This window comes from Allobosea sp. BE125 (assembly GCF_031456075.1).
Taxonomy (GTDB): domain Bacteria; phylum Pseudomonadota; class Alphaproteobacteria; order Rhizobiales; family Beijerinckiaceae; genus Allobosea.
The window spans coordinates 91,942-110,579 of the sequence record NZ_JAVDTY010000008.1 but is presented as its reverse complement, the minus strand read 5'-3'; the positions used below and the strand labels follow the sequence as shown (position 1 = coordinate 110,579).

At 64.8% G+C, this 18,638-nt stretch carries 18 protein-coding genes; 12 read left to right on the top strand and 6 right to left on the bottom strand.

The features are described 5' to 3' along the window. Positions 1-7 precede the first annotated feature (7 nt). Both J2Y55_RS18550 and J2Y55_RS18545 read left to right on the top strand, forming a co-directional pair. Positions 8-787, top strand: coding sequence for an amino acid ABC transporter ATP-binding protein (locus J2Y55_RS18550; RefSeq protein WP_310156562.1), 780 nt, complete (start codon positions 8-10; stop codon positions 785-787). A 40-nt stretch (positions 788-827) separates the two neighbouring features. Next, complete coding sequence (locus J2Y55_RS18545) at positions 828-1,658, top strand: ABC transporter substrate-binding protein (RefSeq protein ID WP_310156560.1); 831 nt, start codon at positions 828-830, stop codon at positions 1,656-1,658. Positions 1,659-1,709: 51 nt separating this feature from the next. Here the strand turns inward: J2Y55_RS18545 and J2Y55_RS18540 are convergent, their stop codons facing one another. The 3 genes from J2Y55_RS18540 to map all read right to left on the bottom strand — a co-directional run bounded on the left by J2Y55_RS18540 (position 1,710) and on the right by map (position 4,557). Next, positions 1,710-2,684, bottom strand: a complete 975-nt coding sequence (locus tag J2Y55_RS18540) for a LysR family transcriptional regulator (protein ID WP_310156558.1) — start codon at positions 2,682-2,684, stop codon at positions 1,710-1,712. A gap of 317 nt (positions 2,685-3,001) precedes the next feature. Beyond that, on the bottom strand, positions 3,002-3,736 hold the full coding sequence (gene radC / locus J2Y55_RS18535; RefSeq protein ID WP_310156556.1) for a RadC family protein: 735 nt from the start codon (positions 3,734-3,736) through the stop codon (positions 3,002-3,004). After that, entirely contained in the window at positions 3,733-4,557 is an 825-nt protein-coding gene (gene map / locus J2Y55_RS18530) for a type I methionyl aminopeptidase (RefSeq protein ID WP_310156554.1), read from the bottom strand. The genes radC and map overlap by 4 nt, the downstream gene beginning before the upstream one ends. Positions 4,558-4,713: 156 nt before the next feature. Between map and J2Y55_RS18525 the strand changes: the two genes are divergently transcribed. Next, a complete protein-coding gene (locus tag J2Y55_RS18525; RefSeq protein ID WP_310156552.1) occupies positions 4,714-5,190 on the top strand; it encodes a CinA family protein in 477 nt (158 codons plus the stop codon). Positions 5,191-5,196: 6 nt separating this feature from the next. Here the strand turns inward: J2Y55_RS18525 and J2Y55_RS18520 are convergent, their stop codons facing one another. Next, entirely contained in the window at positions 5,197-6,222 is a 1,026-nt protein-coding gene (locus J2Y55_RS18520; RefSeq protein WP_310156550.1) for a TRAP transporter substrate-binding protein, read from the bottom strand. Positions 6,223-6,355: 133 nt separating this feature from the next. Between J2Y55_RS18520 and J2Y55_RS18515 the strand changes: the two genes are divergently transcribed. The 4 genes from J2Y55_RS18515 (at position 6,356) to gpt (ending at position 10,864) form a co-directional block, all read left to right on the top strand. Further along, complete coding sequence (locus J2Y55_RS18515) at positions 6,356-7,207, top strand: FkbM family methyltransferase (protein ID WP_310156547.1); 852 nt, start codon at positions 6,356-6,358, stop codon at positions 7,205-7,207. A gap of 122 nt (positions 7,208-7,329) precedes the next feature. Next, positions 7,330-8,085 carry a competence/damage-inducible protein A gene (locus tag J2Y55_RS18510; RefSeq protein WP_310156545.1) on the top strand — a complete coding sequence of 252 codons (756 nt, stop codon included), beginning with the start codon at positions 7,330-7,332 and terminating at the stop codon, positions 8,083-8,085. 295 nt (positions 8,086-8,380) lie between these two features. Then, a complete protein-coding gene (locus J2Y55_RS18505) occupies positions 8,381-10,234 on the top strand; it encodes a methyl-accepting chemotaxis protein (RefSeq protein ID WP_310156543.1) in 1,854 nt (617 codons plus the stop codon). Positions 10,235-10,354: 120 nt separating this feature from the next. Next, the gene (gene gpt, locus J2Y55_RS18500; RefSeq protein ID WP_310156913.1) at positions 10,355-10,864 is read left to right on the top strand and encodes a xanthine phosphoribosyltransferase; all 510 of its coding nucleotides are present in this window, start codon (positions 10,355-10,357) and stop codon (positions 10,862-10,864) included. Between the two features lie 23 nt (positions 10,865-10,887). Here the strand turns inward: gpt and J2Y55_RS18495 are convergent, their stop codons facing one another. After that, a complete protein-coding gene (locus J2Y55_RS18495) occupies positions 10,888-11,865 on the bottom strand; it encodes a DMT family transporter (RefSeq protein WP_310156541.1) in 978 nt (325 codons plus the stop codon). Between the two features lie 269 nt (positions 11,866-12,134). Between J2Y55_RS18495 and J2Y55_RS18490 the strand changes: the two genes are divergently transcribed. Continuing rightward, the gene (locus tag J2Y55_RS18490) at positions 12,135-12,839 is read left to right on the top strand and encodes a glutathione S-transferase N-terminal domain-containing protein (RefSeq protein WP_310156539.1); all 705 of its coding nucleotides are present in this window, start codon (positions 12,135-12,137) and stop codon (positions 12,837-12,839) included. A 194-nt stretch (positions 12,840-13,033) separates the two neighbouring features. Here the strand turns inward: J2Y55_RS18490 and J2Y55_RS18485 are convergent, their stop codons facing one another. After that, positions 13,034-13,444 (bottom strand): DUF805 domain-containing protein, encoded by a 411-nt coding sequence (locus J2Y55_RS18485; protein ID WP_310156536.1) that lies wholly within the window; start codon positions 13,442-13,444, stop codon positions 13,034-13,036. Positions 13,445-13,855: 411 nt separating this feature from the next. Between J2Y55_RS18485 and J2Y55_RS18480 the strand changes: the two genes are divergently transcribed. From J2Y55_RS18480 to J2Y55_RS18465, 4 genes are all read left to right on the top strand, one after another. Continuing rightward, entirely contained in the window at positions 13,856-14,983 is a 1,128-nt protein-coding gene (locus J2Y55_RS18480; RefSeq protein ID WP_310156534.1) for a D-alanine--D-alanine ligase family protein, read from the top strand. A 320-nt stretch (positions 14,984-15,303) separates the two neighbouring features. Further along, entirely contained in the window at positions 15,304-15,804 is a 501-nt protein-coding gene (locus tag J2Y55_RS18475) for a MarR family winged helix-turn-helix transcriptional regulator (RefSeq protein WP_310156532.1), read from the top strand. A gap of 7 nt (positions 15,805-15,811) precedes the next feature. Beyond that, positions 15,812-17,032, top strand: a complete 1,221-nt coding sequence (locus J2Y55_RS18470; RefSeq protein ID WP_310156530.1) for an HlyD family secretion protein — start codon at positions 15,812-15,814, stop codon at positions 17,030-17,032. Beyond that, positions 17,025-18,575: a DHA2 family efflux MFS transporter permease subunit gene (locus J2Y55_RS18465; RefSeq protein WP_310156527.1), complete on the top strand. Its 1,551-nt coding sequence runs from the start codon at positions 17,025-17,027 to the stop codon at positions 18,573-18,575. The genes J2Y55_RS18470 and J2Y55_RS18465 overlap by 8 nt, the downstream gene beginning before the upstream one ends. The last annotated feature ends 63 nt before the right edge of the window (positions 18,576-18,638 follow it).

The window sequence follows — 18,638 nt, the reverse complement described above, 5'->3', positions numbered from 1 at the left end:
GCGCGAGATGAACTCCCCCTCAACCAGTCCCATCGTCCGAGCCATCGACGTCTGCAAGCGCTTCGGCAATTTCGACGCTCTCAAACAGGTCAATCTGGAGGTCGATGCCGGCGAAGTCGTCTGCATCATCGGCCCGTCCGGTTCGGGCAAGAGCACGCTTCTGCGCTGCATCAACCAGCTCGAACAGATCGATGGCGGCGCCATCTGGGTCAACGCCGAGTTGATCGGCTATCGCCGCGAAGGCACCAAACTCTATCATCTGACGGACGCCGAGATCGCCCGGCAGCGGCAATGCGTGGGCATGGTCTTCCAGCGCTTCAACCTGTTCCCTCACTTCACGGCGCTGGCAAACGTCACGGAAGGTCCGGTGCAGGTTCTGGGCGAGCCGTTGAAGCAGGCCCAGGCGCGTGGCCGGGCGCTGCTTGCCCAGGTTGGCCTGGCCGACAAGGAAAACGCCTATCCATCCGAATTGTCGGGCGGGCAGCAGCAGCGTGTGGCGATCGCGCGCGGTCTCGCCATGCGGCCGGAGATCATGCTGTTCGACGAGCCGACCTCGGCTCTCGATCCGGAGCTCGTCGGCGACGTCCTGTCCGTGATGAAGGACCTCGCCACCAGCGGCATGACCATGGTCGTGGTGACGCACGAACTCGGTTTCGCCCGCGAGGTCGCCGACCGCATCGTCTTCATGGATCAGGGCGAGATCATCGAGGCCGGCCTCGCCCGGGACCTGCTGTCCTCGCCCCGCCAGAAGCGCACCCAGGATTTCATCTCGGCGGTGCGCGCCTGAGCTGCCTCGAGATCATCAACGACAACAAAGGAGTGGGACAATGAAATTCGCCGTCATCGCCGCGGGAGCCCTGCTGGTGCTCAGCGCCGCCGCTCATGCCCAGGCTTTGCCCGAGAAGTATAAAAGCGCGGGGAAGATCGTCATCGGCACGACACCGAACTACCCGCCCGTGACGTTCAAGGATCCGGCGACCAACCAGCTCACCGGCTACGACATCGAGATCGGCAATGCGATCGGCGATAAGCTGGGGATCAAGATCGAATGGCAGGACACCAGCTTCGAGCAGATGATCAGCGGGGTCACCACCGACCGGATCGATCTCATCCTCGGCGGGATGAACGATCTCCCCGCCCGCCGCGAGACGGTCGATTTCATCGACTATATGAAGTCCGGCGTTCAGTTCTTCGTCCAGCACAAGCGCTCGGCCGAATTCAAGGAGGCCGCCGATCTCTGTGGCAAGACCGTGGGGGCGAGCCGCCGCACGAACTTTCCCAAGGACATCGATGCCTGGAGCCAGGAATGGTGCGTCAAGGCCGGCAAGCCTGCGATCAAGGTGCTGGGCACGGAAGGTTCAGCCGATGCGCGGGCGCAGCTCCGACAGGGCCGCATCGATGCCGGCGCCCAGGGCAATGAGAGCCTGCCCTATCTGATGAAGCTCGACCCCGATACCTACAAGCTCCTCGGAGCTCCCTTCGCCATCACCTTCCAAGGCATCGGGGTGGCCAAAAAGAACGCCGCCTTGCGCGATGCCGTCGCAGGCGCGCTCAAGGCGATGCTGACTGATGGGACCTACAACAAGATCGTCGCCAAATATGAGGTGCAGCCAAGCGCGATCACCGAGGTTTCCATCAACGAAGTGCCGTTGAAGTAATTGGCTACAGGCCTGCGGGATTGCTGCCCCGCAGACTGCCTTCGCTGCGCGTCAACCGCGCGGCTGCTCGAAGACGTGGAACTGATCACCCATCCACGGGGCGATGGCATGCAGGCTGGGCGCAATCTTGTCCCGAAGCAGGACGTGAAGGACATGGGCGACCTCTTGCGGAATCGCACCGAGTTCGGACTTCCGGGAATAAAGGTCGATCCGCCGACGTATCTTGATGCCCGGCAGCGGCAAAAGCCGCACCCCGGTCATGCGTTCCTTGGTCTGCAGCGCCATCAGCGGCGTGGTGATCGACCAGCCGAGACCCGCCGACACCATGGTTGCGATGGTGTCGGCCGTGTCGCTCTCGAACTCGCGGGGAAACTCCAGCCGCAACTGCCGGATCACCTGTTCGACCTGGCGGCCGGCGCTGGTGCGATGGGTATGGCGAATGAAATTGCGGCCTTTGAGATCGGCCAAAGACCGGACCTCGATGTCCCATTCGGCGGGCAGCGCCAGGGCGTAGGGCTCGATCAGCAGCGGAATCGTGATGGCCGCATCGACTTCCCTGAGAAGATCGACGCCGATGAGGATGTCGATTTCACGGGCCTGGAACTGTTCCTCGCTGATGCCCCGCATGTTCGCAAACAGCGAGCACCGTTTGACGCTCTTGCCCAGTTCCCGGACGAAATCGGGCCCGAGCGTCGTGGTCAGCGAGGCGACCATCGAGATCCGCAAGGTCGGGATCACATGATGGGCAGACGATTTGACCGCCGTCTCAAGCTCGCGGGCCTGCTCCAGCAGGTCATGCGCCTTTTCCATGAGCAACCGGCCAGCCGTCGTCGCCTGCACGGGCCGGATGTCGCGGTCGAGCAGGGTGACACCCATGGCTTTTTCGAGATTGGCCACGACCTGCGACACCGCCGATTGCGTCAATCCGACCCGCCGCGCGCCCTTGGTCAGGCTCCCCGTGGCGACGACCGTTCGAAAGATCTCCAATTGCCAAAGATCAAATCCCAGCTTCTGCGACGTCGTCATGTGCCTCGATCTGAGCGGTTTGGCAGGCATCCGATGATAGAGGCTTCCCGCCCAGGCTCACAGCGGGAGTTTGTTGCCCCTGCCAGCCGTGCTCGCCGCCCAGACCGTGGCGGGGCGAACGGTGTCCGGCCGCGACCTGATCTCGGTTGTCATGTTCGGCTACGAATTCGCCCGGCGGGCGCTGCATGCCTGCGGGGCTGAAGTTGTTTACAAACGTTCGCCGCGACCGGGGCGTAGAGGCCGGATCACCGGCCGGCTCAAGCGAGTGCCTCGCTCGCCGGAGGTTGGCGCAACCAAATGGATTGTGGCCTATAAATCTAGATCAGCCGCAGCTGCTTCAAACTCGCATGGCCGTTTTTGCCGACGATGACGTGGTCATGCACGGCGATGCCGAGCGGAGCTGCGATGTCGACGATCGCCTTGGTTATCTGGATGTCCGCCTGCGACGGCGCCGGGTCGCCAGAGGGGTGGTTGTGTACGAGGATCAGCGCCGTTGCCGAGAGCTCCAGCGCCCGGCGCATGACCTCGCGTGGATAGACCGGCGTGTGGTCGACCGTGCCGGTCTGCTGAACTTCGTCGGCGATCAGCGCGTTCTTCTTGTCGAGAAAGAGGATGCGGAGCTGCTCGCGCTCGGAGAAGGCCATCGCCATGCGGCAATAATCGAGCACGGCCGGCCAGGACGAAAGCACGGTGCGGTTGGCGACTGCGCCCTTGGCCATGCGCGTCAGCGCGGCCTCGACGATCTTGAGGTCGAGCGCGACGCCCGCGCCGACACCCTTGACCTCGGTGAGCCGCGCGGATGGTGCGGCGAGCACCTCGGCAAAGGAGCCGAAGCGCTGGATCAATTCCTTGGCGAGCGGCTTGACGTCGCGCTGCGGGATCGAGCGGAAGAGCAGCAGTTCGAGCAGTTCGTAATCGGGCAGGGCGGCCGCGCCCGCATCCTGGAAGCGGGTGCGCAGGCGCTCGCGATGGCCGTGATAATGCGGGGCAACGTCGGGAAGGGCGCCTGACTGGGCGGTGCGGTTTGGAACCTTGCCGCCGCCTGCCGTCATCGCAGGGCGAGCGGATTGTCGCGTCCGGTCGGCGACAGGGTGAAGATCTCGCAGCCGGTTTCGGTGACGCCGATGGTATGTTCGAACTGGGCCGAGAGCGAGCGGTCTCGCGTCACGGCGGTCCAGCCGTCGGAGAGGACTTTGACGCCTGATTTGCCGAGATTGATCATCGGCTCGATGGTGAAGATCATGCCGGTCTTGAGCTGCGGGCCCTCGCCGGGCGAGCCGTAATGCAGGATATTGGGCGCGTCGTGGAAGACCTGGCCGACGCCGTGGCCGCAGAAATCCCGGACCACCGAGCAGCGCTCGCCTTCGGCATAGCGCTGGATCGCGAAGCCGATATCGCCTGTGGTCGCGCCGGCGCGGACGGCCTTGATGCCGCGCAGCAGGCTCTCATAGGTGATCTCGATCAGGCGCTCGGCCTTGCGCGAGATTTCGCCGACGCCGTACATCCGGCTGGAATCGCCATGCCAGCCATCAACGATCAGGGTGTAGTCGATATTGAGGACGTCGCCCTCGCGCAGCGGCTTGTCGTCGGGGATGCCGTGGCAGACGACGTGGTTGATTGAGGTGCAGATCGACTTGGTGTAGCCGCGATAGAACAAGGTCGCCGGATAGGCGCCGTTGTCCATGGCGAATTGGAAGGCGAGGTCGTCAAGGCGCTGCGTGGTGACGCCCGGCTTGACGTAATCGCCGAGCGTGTCGAGGCCCGCGGCGGTCAATCGGCCGGCCTTGTGCATGGCCGCGAAGGCCTCGGCGCCGTGCAGCTTGATCACCGGATCGCGCATGCGCGACCGTCCCAGGGTTTCGTCGAATGTCATCGTGACGTCATGGCTCCTTGCCGACCATATCTATTGGGTTTGGCGTATGGTGCAAGACGGTTGCGGTGCGGGCCGGGTCGCTTGACGCGCATTCGGATTGGGTCTGCAACCGGTACCAGGCAAGCGATCGCAGCGCCGAAAAGGGTTGGAACGGGCATGCAGGGATTGTTGGAACTGGCGGGGCAGATCGGGGCGCGGCTCAAGGCGCGCGGCGAGACCGTGGCCGTGGCGGAATCCTCGGCTGGCGGCCTGATCGCGGCCTCGCTCCTGGCCCAGCCCGGCGCATCCGCCTTCTTCGTCAGCGGCGCCGTCGTCTACACCAGACAGGCGCGCGAGGGCCTGATGGGCATCTCGCTTGCGGAGATGGAGGGCATCCGCTCGGCCAGCGAGCCTTATGCCTTGCTGCTGGCGCGGCGGTTGCGCGTGCGCTTCGGCGCAACCTGGGGACTGGCGGAAACCGGGGCCTCCGGGCCTTCGGGCAACAGCTATGGCGATGCGCCGGGCCATAGTTGCCTGGCGATCTCCGGGCCTGTCGAACTGGTCAGGACGATCGAGACCGGCTCCGGTGATCGCATCGGCAATATGCGCGTCTTTGCGGCGTCGGCCCTGGGGCTTCTGCACGACAACCTGTGAGCGGGTTCAGCGCGGACGCGCCAGGAAGTCCGTCAGGACTTGCTGCGCCGCGGGATCGGCCGTGGCTTTCCATTGCGCTACGGATTGCGCGGCCGCGGCCCGAAGTGCGTCCATCACCTCCTTGGGCGGCGCCTCGTCGATCGTGACGCCATTGTCGCGCATGCGCTTGTAGTTGATCGCGACGCGGCCGCTCATCGCCTGCCATTGATGCTCGCTCGTCTCGGCTGCGGCAGCTTCGACCGCGGCTTGCGTCGCGGTGTCGAGCTTCTGCCAGGCTTCGAGCGAGACCGAGGCGAAGCTCAGGGGCACGGCGTAGAGGATCTCCGAAAAGTTGAGGGTGTATTTCCACAATTGCCGGCCAGCCCCGCCATCGCCGGAGGAGAGCACGGCGTTGATCTCGCCGGAGTCCAGCTTGGGGTTGAGATCGGAGAAGGAGACGATACCGGCGCTGGCCGCGACCTGCGCCAGCACCTCGGTCCCGGTCTTGTCATAGGTCCTGATTTTCAGCGCCTTCAGCGCCGCAAGATCCTTCAGCGGCGCCGCCGACCAGATGCCCGAGGGCGGCCAGGGCGAGATGTAGAGCAGCTTCTGCCCGCGCGCCGCGAAGAGGCTTTCGTATAGTGGCCTGGCGGCGTCATAGAGCGCCTTGGCATCCGCCGTCGAAGCGGTGACGAAGGGCAGGGAAGAGAGCAGGAAGAGCGGAGCTTCGTCGCCCAGCGCGCCGCCAAAGCTGTTGGCCATGGCGAAGCGCCCGTCCGAGACCGCCTTCAACTGCTCGCGCGTACGCAGTCCCGATTTCGCGTCGGGAATGGGGTTGATCGTGAGCTTTCCGGCCGCCTTTGCCTTCACCGCCTCGGCAAAGAAGCTGTCCGCCTCGCCGGGCAGCGACGAGGCCGGATATTCGTTGATGACGTCCCAGCGCGCCTCTTGCGACAAAGCGGGTTGCGCCAAGCTGGTGCAGACCAGGCCTAGAGCCAAGGCAAGCGTTGGCAAGGCACGCTTTGGCAAGGCAAGCGTCGGGAGGAATCTCATCGACAGGCTCCGTGATTGAAGCGCCGGGTGTGGAGTGGCAGGGCGAGATGCCAGACCGACCGGCGGAAGGTGGGTGGAAGCAAAAGCTGTTCCGGCTGGCGCACCAGCGACATGGGGTGTATCACGCCGCCCCATGGCCATCACCGATCAGACACAAGCCGAGGCGAAGCCTTTCGGCGCCTTCGCCCCCCGCGGCGTTCTCTCGCGCATCATCAGCTGGACGCGAGCTGCTCCCGACAGCTTCCTCGGCCGCAAGATCGCCTATGCGCTGCGCCGCCTGGGATTGCGCTCGCTCGCCGGCGCTCCGGTCGACATCGAATCGCTCGGCGCGAAGATGCGGCTCTATCCGGACGGCAATGTCTGCGAGAAGCGCGTGCTGTTCACGCCGCAATATTTCGACCAGCGCGAGCGCGATCTGCTCGCAGGCCGTATTCGCGAGGGTTTCCGCTTCATCGATATCGGCGCGAATATCGGGGCTTACTCCCTGTTCGTCGCGGCGAAGGCGGGGCCGGGCGCCCGGATTCTCGCGGTCGAGCCGCAGCCCGATGTGTTCGCTCGGCTCGCCTTCAACATCGCGCAGAACCCGTTCGGCACGGTCAAGGCGATCGCCTGCGCACTCGCCGACAAGCCAGGCGAGCTGACGCTGTTCCTCGACCCGGCCAATAAGGGCGAGTCGAGCGTGCGCATCCTGCGCTCCAGCACGGGCGCCACCGTCAAGGTGCCGGCGACGACGCTGCTCGCTCTGCTCCAGAGCGAGGGCTATGAGCGGCTCGACGCGGTCAAGCTCGATGTCGAGGGTGCGGAAGATCTGATCCTCGAACCCTTCCTGCGCGACGCGCCGGAAGCGCTCTGGCCCAGCTTCATCATCATCGAGGATTCGCGCGAGCGCTGGCAGATGGACCTGGTCGGACTGTTGACGCAGCGCGGCTATCGCATGCTGGCGCAGACGCGGCTGAACCTCGTCTTCGAGCGCGACACCGCTTGAGGTCGCCCTGCCGCGCATGAGGGGCGCGCGGGCGACGGCTTGAGCCCGCTTGCCGGAGGCCCTAGCTGTAAGGGAGAACGGCCGTCCGCGCTTTGCCGGCCGCCCAGCCAGAGGCACCGGCCATGACGTCGAGCAGCGAAACCACGCCCGTAACGGCGGCGATCCTGGTGATCGGCGATGAGATCCTCAGCGGCCGGACCAAGGACAAGAATATCGGCTATATCGCCGAATATCTCACCAATATCGGCATCGATCTGCGCGAGGTGCGCGTGGTGCCCGATATCCAGGACGAGATCGTCCAGGCGCTGAATGCGCTGCGCGCCCGCTTCTCCTATGTCTTCACCACCGGCGGCATCGGCCCGACGCATGACGACATCACCGCCGATTCGGTAGCAGCGGCCTTCGGTGTCTCGATCGACCATGATCCGCGCGCCATCGCGATGCTGTCCGAGCGCTTTCCACCCGACCAGCTCAACGAGGCAAGGCTGCGCATGGCCCGCATTCCGGCCGGCGCGGATTTGATCGCCAACTCGGTCTCCAAGGCGCCGGGTTTCAACATCGGCAATGTCTATGTCATGGCCGGCGTGCCCTCGATCATGCAGGCCATGCTCGATGTCGTCGCGCCGACGCTGAGGACCGGGATCAGGATGCTGTCCGACACGGTGCGCGCCGGCTTGCGCGAGGGCGATATCGGCACGGCGCTGGCGGAGGTGGCGAAGGCGCATCCCGAGGTCTCGATCGGCTCCTACCCGTTCTTCTCGGAAGCGGGGCCCGACACCAACATCGTCGTGCGCTCGCGCGACCCCGAAAAGCTCGCGGTCGCGATGGCGGCCGTCCAGGCGATGATCGACAGTGAACGCGCAAGGTTGGCCGTCTAGGGCCTGCCGTCCAGTCTCAGAACCACGCCCTTCATCCCGGTTCTGCGCTGCGGGGCCTGTCCTTGGGCCGGCCGAAGGCCGGAGCCGAGGGCGGCTTGTCCAGGTGACGTAGAGGTTCCGAGCATAATCAACAGGTTCCCGGCGGGGAGAAGATTTATCTACAGGTTGTATTAACTAGAAAGTGACAATCTTAAGTTGTATAACTCTCGGCTCCTTTCCTGGTGGCTGTCGCCGGCATCCCGCCGCCGAAACCTGTCATGCGAGCGTGTCCGGGGGACAGCTTAAGGGGGGATCCATGTCGCGCCTTTCCAGCCTGTTTTCGAACCGCCGTGTCGCGGGCCAACTGGACGCCATCAACCGCTCGCAAGCGGTGATCGAGTTCGACCTCACCGGCAAGGTTTTGAACGCCAACGAGAATTTCCTGGCGACGCTGGGTTACACGCTGGCCGAGATCAAGGGTCAGCACCACAGCATGTTCGTCTCGCCCGCTGAGCGCGAGACGCCGGCCTACAAGCAGTTCTGGCTCGATCTCGGCCGCGGCGAGTTCTCGCGCGGGCAATATCTGCGCATCGGCAAGGGCGGCAAGGAGGTCTGGATCCAGGCGAGCTACAACCCGATCCTCGGCGCCGGGGGCAAGCCGGTCGGCGTGATCAAGTTCGCCACCGACATCACCCAGGAGAAGAACCGTCTCGCCGATCTGGAAGGCCAGCAGCAGGCGATCAACAAGGCCCAGGCCGTGATCGAGTTCGATCTCACGGGCAAGGTGCTGCATGCCAATGAGAACTTCCTGGCGGTGCTCGGCTACTCCCTCTCCGAAGTGGTCGGCCGGCATCATTCCATGTTCGTCGATCCCGCCGAGCGCGAAACGTCGGCCTATCGCCAGTTTTGGGAGCGCCTCGGGCGGGGCGAATACGACGCAGCGCAATACCGCCGCGTCGGCAAGGCCGGCAATCAGATCTGGATCCAGGCGAGCTACAACCCGATCATGGATGCCAAGGGCCAGCCCTATAAGGTGGTGAAATTCGCCACCGACATCACGGCGAGCTTCAAGGGCCAGCAGCTCGAGGCGGCGGTGCGCGAAACCGGCGAGGTGATCGCCCGCGCCAAGGACAAGGATCTGACGGGCCGCGTCTCGCTCGAGGGCAAGAGCGGTGAGATCGCCCAGCTCTGCATCGGGGTGAACGATCTGATCGACACGATGGCGGCGGTGGTCTCCTCCGTCCGCGAGATTTCCGGCCGGATCGACGCGGCGTCGACCAGCATCTCCTCGGACAGCGCCCAGCTCGCGGAGCGGACCGAGGCCAACGCCTCCAGCCTGCAGGAAACGGCGGCGACGACCGAGGAACTCGCGGCCTCGGTCAAGCACAGCGCCGGTAATTCGCGCGCCGCGGTGGCGCTCGGCGAGGAGGCGACCCAGGTTGCGGTGCGCGGCGGGGCGATCGTCACTGAGGCCGTCGGTGCGATGGAGCGGATCGAGAAGGCCTCGTCCAGCATTTCCGAGATCATCGCGATGATCGACGAGATCGCCTTCCAGACCAATCTGCTCGCGCTCAATGCAGCGGTCGAGGCGGCCCGCGCCGGCGATGCCGGCCGGGGCTTCGCCGTGGTCGCTTCCGAAGTGCGCGCGCTCGCCAAGCGCTGCAGCGAATCCGCCAATGGCGTCAAATCGCTGATCGCGAATTCGACGCAGCAGATTCAAACCGGCGTGCAGCTCGTCAAGGATGCCGGCACGACCCTGCGCGAGATCGTCTCGGCCGCCTCGAAAGTCTCGACCACCGTCAGCGAGATCTCGCAGGCCAGCATCGAGCAGGCCAACGGCATCGACGAGATGGCGCGCACCGTCGCGCATATGGACGAGATGACCCAGCAGAACGCGCTCCTGGCCGACCAGAGCGCCAAGGTCGCGCGCGATCTCCAGCAGGACACCTCGGCGCTCAGCGCGATGGTCGCGGCCTTCACGCTCGACGCTGGCGCGGGTTTCGCGGCACGGGTCTCAGGCGAGATCAGGCAGGCCGTGCCGCAGCTCCAGCGCCGTGCGCCGGCGCCTGCTCTTGCCCGCATCTCCTCTTATGTCTCCATGCCCGCTCCACGCGCACGGCCTCGCCTGGCGGTAGCCGGGGGCAGCGCCGAGGGTTGGTCGGAGTTTTAAAGACGATCCGCTGCCCGCCTTCTGGGGATGGCGGGCAGCGGCCTCTTGTCAGCGCGGCGGGGATAGGGTTTGCGATGAGAATGGCGCCAGATGCGCCACATGAAGCCCGGAGCCCGCGCCATGGCCGAACCGACCTCCAACAAGGCCTTTCCCGTATCCTGGGACCAGTTCCACCGCGATGCGCGCGCGCTCGCCTGGCGATTGGCCGAAAAGGGGCCCTTCGAAGCCATCGTCTGCATCACGCGCGGCGGGCTCGTGCCGGCCGCGATCATCTGCCGGGAGCTCGGCTTGCGCCTGATCGAGACGGTCTGCGTCGCGAGCTATCACGACTACAAGAACCAGTCCGAGCTCAAGGTGCTGAAGGACGTCGCGCCCTCGATCAAGGCGATCGGCGACGGCCAGGGCAAGGGGGTGCTCGTCGTCGACGATTTGACCGATACCGGCAAGACCGCCCGCGTCGTGCGCGAGATGCTGCCCAACGCCCATTTCGCCACGGTCTACGCCAAGCCCGCTGGCGTGCCGACGGTCGATACCTTCATCACCGAGGTCAGCCAGGACACCTGGATCTATTTCCCCTGGGATATGGGGCTCGCTTATGTCGAGCCGATCGCCAAGGACCATAAGGGCTGAAGCGTCAGGCGGGGGGTGAGGCTTCAGGCAGTGCCGCGTGAACGCAGCGCCACGGTCATGCCGGTGATGACCAGCAACATGCCGATGATCTCCGCCCTCGAGGGCCATTCGCCGAGCAGAACCGCCCCAGTGAGCGCCGTGATCGCCGGGTTCAACGGCAGGAACAGGGTCGCGCGCGCCGCTCCCAGCAGCGCCACCGTCCGCGTGTAGAGAAACAGCGCCCCGACGCCGACCAGTGCGCCCTGGTAGAAGGCCTGCAGGGCGAGCGCTCCCCAGGCGACCTCGCCGAGCCGGATCGGCAGCGCCAGGGCGACGACGGGCAGGAACAGCAGCGAGAGCAGGCAGGTCGCGATGGTGACGTCGATCGCATCCGCGCCCCAGCGTTTCGCCAGCAGCCCGAACAATGTCCACATCATTGCGGTGAGCACGAAGAGCAGGTCGCCGATCCAGGCGCTGTCATGGGCGGGGGCATGTCCAAGGGGCTGCGAGGAAAGCGCCTGCCAAGAAAGCGCCTGCCAGGAGAAAGCGCCGACACCCGCCAGCACCAGCGCGAGCCCCGCTAGCCTCATCCGGCCCGGCCGTTCGCCCGCCAGGATATAGGCGAGGATGGCGGTGAAGACCGGGATCAATCCCGGTGTGATGGTTGCGGAATGCAGCGCAGGCGCGAAGGAGGCGCCGGCGATGAGCACCAGCGAATAGGGCGCACCGGCGAGTGCTGTGAGCACCAGGGCGCGGCGCCAGCCGATCCGCCCGATCGGAAACGGCCGCATCCGCCGCAGCGCGAAAGGCAGCAGCAGGAGCGCGGCGGTCGCAAAGCGCAGGATCGTGACATCGGCCGCAGTCAGCCCGTCGGCGACCGATTGGCGCGAGACCACGGCCTGGATGCCCCAGATCAGGCTGGTCGTCAGGCCGCAGGCGATGCCGAGCCAGGGCGTCCGGCCGGCAGGCGCGGCGAGGCGCGTGGCAGCGGCGAGTTGAGGCGGCGGAACGGCCTGGTTCACGGGGTGTGCTTTCCGGGGGAGGCCGTACGTCGCGCGCCTCTGCAAGGGTGGCGCTGCTATGCCGGCACGGCGGCCTTCGCTGCAAGGGCGTGCGCCATGGGGTGGTCCCGAGCTCGGCGCATGGCCGCCTCACACCCGCTTGTTCAAGCCCCCTTGGCTGCATGGCCGCGTTTGCAGCCACGCCTCTATGCGCGGCGCACGCCGGCCTCTAGCTTCCGCGAAACAGCGCCGCTTCGCTGCGGTGTCGCTCCTTCGATGAGGCCAGTGCCATGACCGATCTCTCCTCCTTCCCGATCACCAAGCGCTGGCCGGCCCAGCATCCCGACCGCATCCAGCTCTATTCATTGCCGACGCCCAATGGCGTGAAGGTCTCGATCGCGCTGGAGGAACTCGAACTGCCCTATGAGCCGCATCTGATCGATATCGGCAAGAACGAGACCTGGGGACCGGAATTCCTGTCGCTGAACCCCAATGGCAAGATCCCGGCGATCATCGATCCCAATGGGCCGGGCGGAAAGCCCTTCGGCTTGTGGGAATCGGGCGCGATCCTGGTCTACCTCGCCGAGAAGACCGGCAAGCTCATCCCGAGTGATGCAGGCCTGCGCTACGAGACCCTGCAATGGGTCTTCTTCCAGATGGCGGCGGTGGGGCCGATGTTCGGCCAGCTCGGCTTCTTCCACAAATTCGCCGGCAAGGACTATGAGGATAAGCGCCCGCGCGACCGCTACGCCCATGAGAGCAAGCGCCTGCTCGGCGTGCTGGAGACCAGGCTCACCGGGCGCGACTGGATCATGGGCAAGGACTACAGCATTGCCGACATCGCCCTGCTCGGCTGGGTGCGCAACCTGATCGGTTTCTACGGCGCGGGCGAGATCGTCGATTACGCCAGCCTGAAGCAGGTGCCGCTCTGGCTCGAGCGCGGCCTGGCGCGGCCGGCAGTGCAGCGCGGCCTGGACAGCCCCAAGCGGGGGTAAGGACGCGGTTGGCGTCGCTTGCGCATCGTCGCGGAGCCTGCCGGCGCGAAATCCCGGTCTCCTCCGCGCTAAAGCCTTCTCCGCGCTGCGGCCTTCTCTGCGCTGCGGCCTTCTCTGCGCTGAATGAAAAAGCCGCCGCTCGGTCATCGAGCGGCGGCTGCTCCTGAGGTCGCCGCCTCGGTCGAGGCTGACGGTCAAGCCGCGATTGCAGGCGCGCCCAGAGGATCAGGACCAAACCGGTTTGATCCTGCAGTACCGCGCAGGCATCCGGCCTCGATGAAGTACCAGGCGGCGCCGATCAGCGGGACAAATTGAATGAGCAACCACCAGCCGGATTTGTTGCGATCGTGGTAGCGTTTCACGCCAACGCAGATGCCGGACCAAATGCAGAAAATGATATAGCCGAAGACAAGGATGAGGTAGGGCACAGACTTGGCGCCGGTGACATTGTAGCTGCCTTCCGCGCTGACTTCTCCCGGAATTATCTGCCATAGGACAAACAGCAGCAATCCGACGAATATTGACGCGCCGATATAATACAATATCGCGGACCAGAATTTCCCTCGTCCGATGCGACCATCAGAAGAAAATAAGAATGCAGTCATGGTTTTAGAGCCTTCCCCCGTGCCGCCGTTCGCGACAGTGTTTTGTTCCGGTAGAAATATTTGAAAGTCAATTTAAATAATATTTGTTGAAATACTCTACAGAGAATCTCTCTACAAAAATTGCAGTGAACTACAAATAATGCTGCCGTCCATGGATATTTTACTCATTCCGGTAAGTTGAGCGCTGGATGCTGCGAGGTTGACTATTTGGCTTCGGCTGAAGCGCGAGAGCGCGACATTGGTTCTGTCGCTCACCAACGTCACCTGGCTCTCGATGAGTTCGCCATCACTGTTCCCACCGGATCTCGATGGGGGTGCCGCGCGACCTGAGCAGCTCCGAGCGTGGCTGAGGGGGGCTCTCTTGGCGCGACCGGATTTGCAGGCGCGACCCGACAAGCTAGAACCCTGGTCATGAAAGAGAAAATCCGAGTCGCGGTCCTCTATGGGGGCAAATCCGGGGAACATGAGGTTTCGCTGCAATCGGCGGCCTCGGTGATCCAGCATCTCGACCGGGACCGTTTCGACGTGGTCCCGGTCAGCATCGACAAGCAGGGCAAGTGGCAGTGGAACGACCTGCGCCTCATCGAGGAGGCGAAGGGGCGGGCGCTGCCCATCTTTGGCGATGCTCCGGAAATGCGGCTCTCGCCCCAGGCCGACGGGCGCGCCGCGCTCCTGCCGGTGATCGGTTCGGCGACGTCGCCGCGGCCAATCGATGTGGTCTTCCCGGTAATGCACGGTCCGCTCTACGAGGATGGCGCGGTGCAGGGCGTCCTCGAGCTCGCTGGCGTCGCCTATGTCGGTTCCGGCGTCTTGAGTTCGGCGATCGGTATGGACAAGGACATCGCCAAGCGCCTGGCGCTGTTTGCAGGGCTGCCGGTGCTGCCCTATCTGGCGCTGGCGAAGCGCGACTATGAGCGCGACCCGGCTCGCTGGACTCAGGCCGTGCGCGAGAAGCTGACGCTGCCTGTCTTCGTCAAACCCTGCAATATGGGCTCGAGCGTCGGCGTGCATAAGGTGAAGCAGTGGGACGCGCTGGATGCGGCGCTGCGCGACGCCTTCCTCTATGACGTCAAGGTCCTGGTCGAGCAGGGCATCGATGTCCGCGAGATCGAGGTGGCGGTGCTTGAGGGCGAGCCGCTGTTCGTGAGCGTGGCGAGCGAGATCAACGCCAATCCCAAGCATGAATTCTATTCCTACGAGGCCAAATACCTCGATCAGGACGGCGCGACCGTCGACCTGCCGGCCAAGCTCGACGCTGCGCAGATGGAGCGGGTCAGGCAGCTCGCGAATGACGCCTTCGTCGCGCTCGAATGCAGCGGCCTGGCGCGGGTGGATTTCTTCCTCGACCGCCAGGGCGGCGATTTCTACTTCAATGAAATCAACACCTTGCCGGGATTCACCTCGATCAGCATGTATCCCAAGATGATGGAAGCCTCCGGGCTGCCTTACCGGGACCTGCTGAGCCGCCTGATCGAACTCGCCTTGGAGAAGCAGGCGGGCAAGCATGGGCTGAAGACCGACTATCAGGATGAGCTCTGAGGCGAGGCGTCCCGCTGTCATGCTCGGGCTTGACCCGAGCATCTCTGAAACCAGTGCCATCGGGTCCTGAGATTCTCGGATCTTCGCTTCGCTGCGTCCGAGAATGACGCACCCTCCCGTCATGGTCGCCTTTGTGGCGACTATTCACGCCTTCGCGGGTCGCAGGCTGTGTTCAAGACGTGGATGCTCGGGACAAGCCCGAGCATGACGGAAGGCGCGCGCCGCGTCGCCCTGGCGGCATGGCTGCTCTGCGCTGCGGTCTGCGACAAAACGCATCGCGTCCGTTGGAAGTCCTAGGCGTCAATATTATAAGCATGCCTATGAACAGCACGCCTAATGATCCGACAGGGCATCCGCCTCCTTCAATCGGCTTCCTCCTGCACGATGTGGCGCGTTTGCTGCGCAAGCGCTTCGAGCAGCATGGCCGGGCGCAGAGCCTCGGCCTGACGCGCTCGCAATGGCAGGTTCTCGCCTATCTCACCCATAATGAGGGCATTCAGCAGGGCGGGCTCGCCGAATTGCTGGAGGTTGAGCCGATCACGCTCGGGCGCATCGTCGACAAGCTCGAGGCCTGCGGCCTGGTCGAGCGTCGCGCGCATGCGACGGACCGGCGGATCTGGCGGCTCTTCCTCACCGAGAAGGCCGCGCCGAAGCTCGCCGAGATGCGTGGGATCGGCGAGATGACCCGGGCGGAAGCCTTCGGCGACACCTCGGATGCCGAGCGCGAACATCTTCTCGCCCTTCTGGGGGCGATGAAATCGAATCTGACCGCCGCCTGCAGCAGCACGCCGCGTGCGGAAAAGCAGACCAGCCATGGATGAAGCCGCCATGAAATCCCAATCCCCGGCCAATGACGAACCGACGCCGGCCAGCAACGTGACCGAGATCCGCCGCGCTGCAAGCAAGCTCGCCCCCTCGGCCGAGGCGACGCCACAGGCGGAGGCACCGGCCAGCAAGGTCGGTGCCACGAAACGGACCGGCACCCGGCGGCGGGTGCTGTTTGCGCTGCTGCCCGTCGCGCTCGTCGTCGGCGGTTATTTCTATGTTGTCGGCGGGCAGGTCATGTCGACCGAGAACGCCTATGTTCAGGCCGATATCGTCGGCCTCTCGACCGATGTCGCCGGCATCGTCAGTGACATCGGGGTTCACGACAATCAGGTCGTGAAGGCCGGCGATGTCCTGTTCACGCTCGACGACCAGCAGTTCCGCCTTGCTCTCGACCGGGCGGATGCGCAGATCGGCATCGTCAAGAACGACATCGCCGCGCTGCAGGCGAGCTACAAGGGCGTGCAGAGCCAGATCGTTCAGGCGAAGATCGATATCGATTTCTATATGGTGGCGTTCAAGCGCCAGCAGGATCTGGCGACGAAGTCCTATGCCTCGCAGGCGATCTTCGATCAGGCGAAGCATGATCTTGACGGCGCTGTCCAGAAGCTCGCCTTGCTCCAGACCCAGCTTGCCGGGATCGCCGCCAATCTCAATGGCGATCCTGAAGCGCCTGCAACCGACCACCCCCGCTACAAGGATGCGGTCGCCGCGCGCGGCGAGGCCGCCCGCCAATTGGCGCATACGGTGGTCAGGGCGCCGATGGACGGCATCGTGACGAATGTGCCCTCCCTGCAGAAGGGGCAGTATCTCGCCGCGGCGACGAACGCCTTCAGCCTGGTCTCGACCGACCATGTCTGGATCCAGGCGAGCCCCAAGGAAACCGAACTCACCTGGGTGCGCCCGGGGCAGAAGGCGACGGTCGCGGTCGATAGCTATCCGGGCCAGGACTGGACCGGCGTCGTCGACAGCATCAGCCCGGCCTCGGCGGCGAGCTTCTCGCTGCTGCCCGCCCAGAACACCAGCGGCAACTGGGTCAAGGTCGTCCAGCGCATCGCCATGCGCGTGCGCATCGAAACCCCGGCGGACAAGCCGCAATTGCGCGCCGGCATGAGCGTGGTGCTCGATATCGACACCGGCCATGCGCGCGGCCTGCCGAGCTTTGTCTCCGGGGCGTTTGGCAGTTCTTGGCCATTCGGAAAGTCAGAGCCGCGCCATGGCTGATTCCGCCGCGCCGGCGTTCGTCCGCGTCGCCAATCGCGGCGCGATCACCGCCTGCGTGATCCTCTCCGTGGTCATGCAGGCGCTGGACACGACGATCGCGAATGTCGCGCTGCCCTATATCCAGGGCAGCGTCTCGGCGAGCGCGGACCAGATCAACTGGGTCCTGACCTCCTATATCGTCGCGGCCGCGATCATGACGCCGCCCTCGGGCTTCCTGGCTGCGCGATTCGGTCGCAAGCGCGTGCTCTCGGCCGCGATCGTCGGCTTCGTCGTGGCCTCGATGCTGTGCGGCGCGGCACAGTCGCTGTCGCAGATCGTCGGCTTCCGCCTGCTGCAGGGCTTCTTCGGCGCGGCGCTGGTGCCGATCTCCCAGGGCATCCTGCTCGACATCTACACGCCCGAGGAGCGCGGCTCGGCGATGGCGCTGTTTGGCGTCTCGGTGATGGTCGGCCCGGTGCTCGGCCCGGTGATCGGCGGCTGGCTGACCGAGAACATCTCCTGGCGCTGGGTCTTCTACATCAACCTGCCGCTCGGTGCGCTCGCCTTCACGGGCGTTGCGATCTACCTCAAGGAAACCGCCACCAACGTCACCGCGAAGCTCGACTGGATCGGCTTTGGGGCGCTCAGCCTCGGCATCGCCTCGCTGCAGATCTTCCTCGATCGCGGTGCGCAGCTCGACTGGTTCGATTCCGGCGAGATCCTCGTCGAGGCCGCGGTCTGCGCCGCCGCTTTCTACATCCTCGTGGTTCACACCTTCACGGCGCAGAACTCGTTCATCAAGCCGCGCCTGTTCCTCGACCGGAATTTCAGCGTCGGCATGATCTTCATTTTCGTCGTCGGCATCACCTATCTCGCCTCGATGGCATTGATGACGCCCTATCTGCAGACGCTGATGGGCTATCCGGTCGTCACCGCAGGCGTCGTCATGGGGCCGCGCGGACTTGGCACCATGGTCTGCATGTTCCTCGTCGGGCGCCTGATCGGCAAGGTCGATATCCGCCTGCTGCTGACGGCCGGCCTCGGCGTCAGCGCCTGGGCGATGTACGACATGTCCGGCTGGACGCCCGATGTCTCGCAGACCACGATCATGGTCACGGGCTTCATCCAGGGCGCGGGGCTGGGCCTTCTCTTCGTGCCGCTGACGACGGTGACCTTCGCGACCTTGCCGGCGCAGTTCCGCGGCGATGGCACGGGCCTCTACAACCTGTCGCGCAATATCGGCTCCAGCGTCGGCATTTCCTTCGTCGCCTATCTCCTGACCCGCAACACGCAGGTGAACCACGCGGAGATAGCCAACTACGTCACTCCCTATAATCGCGTCTTCGAGAATCCGGCGATCAAGCAGGCCTGGGATCCGCTGAAGCTCGCCGGCCGCGCCGCGCTCGACGAAATGGTCACGAAGCAAGCCACGGTCATCGCCTATATCGACGATTTCAAGCTGCTGATGCTCTTGTGCCTGGCTGCGATCCCGCTGGTCGTCCTGCTGCGCAGCCCGAAGCGGCAGGAGGCTCCCACTGAGGATCATGCGATGGTGATGGAGTAGCCGTCCGCCTCCTTGGAACTAACAAAGGCTTAATCGACCGCGCACTAGCATGGCGCCCTGAGC

Coding starts and splice junctions, on each gene's coding strand:
- J2Y55_RS18550 (WP_310156562.1), top strand. CDS start 8: ATGAACTCCCCCTCAACCAGTCCCATCGTCCGAGCCATCGACGTCTGC.
- J2Y55_RS18545 (WP_310156560.1), top strand. CDS start 828: ATGAAATTCGCCGTCATCGCCGCGGGAGCCCTGCTGGTGCTCAGCGCC.
- J2Y55_RS18540 (WP_310156558.1), bottom strand. CDS start 2,684: ATGACGACGTCGCAGAAGCTGGGATTTGATCTTTGGCAATTGGAGATC.
- radC (WP_310156556.1), bottom strand. CDS start 3,736: ATGACGGCAGGCGGCGGCAAGGTTCCAAACCGCACCGCCCAGTCAGGC.
- map (WP_310156554.1), bottom strand. CDS start 4,557: ATGACATTCGACGAAACCCTGGGACGGTCGCGCATGCGCGATCCGGTG.
- J2Y55_RS18525 (WP_310156552.1), top strand. CDS start 4,714: ATGCAGGGATTGTTGGAACTGGCGGGGCAGATCGGGGCGCGGCTCAAG.
- J2Y55_RS18520 (WP_310156550.1), bottom strand. CDS start 6,222: ATGAGATTCCTCCCGACGCTTGCCTTGCCAAAGCGTGCCTTGCCAACG.
- J2Y55_RS18515 (WP_310156547.1), top strand. CDS start 6,356: ATGGCCATCACCGATCAGACACAAGCCGAGGCGAAGCCTTTCGGCGCC.
- J2Y55_RS18510 (WP_310156545.1), top strand. CDS start 7,330: ATGACGTCGAGCAGCGAAACCACGCCCGTAACGGCGGCGATCCTGGTG.
- J2Y55_RS18505 (WP_310156543.1), top strand. CDS start 8,381: ATGTCGCGCCTTTCCAGCCTGTTTTCGAACCGCCGTGTCGCGGGCCAA.
- gpt (WP_310156913.1), top strand. CDS start 10,355: ATGGCCGAACCGACCTCCAACAAGGCCTTTCCCGTATCCTGGGACCAG.
- J2Y55_RS18490 (WP_310156539.1), top strand. CDS start 12,135: ATGACCGATCTCTCCTCCTTCCCGATCACCAAGCGCTGGCCGGCCCAG.
- J2Y55_RS18485 (WP_310156536.1), bottom strand. CDS start 13,444: ATGACTGCATTCTTATTTTCTTCTGATGGTCGCATCGGACGAGGGAAA.
- J2Y55_RS18480 (WP_310156534.1), top strand. CDS start 13,856: ATGAAAGAGAAAATCCGAGTCGCGGTCCTCTATGGGGGCAAATCCGGG.
- J2Y55_RS18475 (WP_310156532.1), top strand. CDS start 15,304: ATGAACAGCACGCCTAATGATCCGACAGGGCATCCGCCTCCTTCAATC.
- J2Y55_RS18470 (WP_310156530.1), top strand. CDS start 15,812: ATGAAATCCCAATCCCCGGCCAATGACGAACCGACGCCGGCCAGCAAC.
- J2Y55_RS18465 (WP_310156527.1), top strand. CDS start 17,025: ATGGCTGATTCCGCCGCGCCGGCGTTCGTCCGCGTCGCCAATCGCGGC.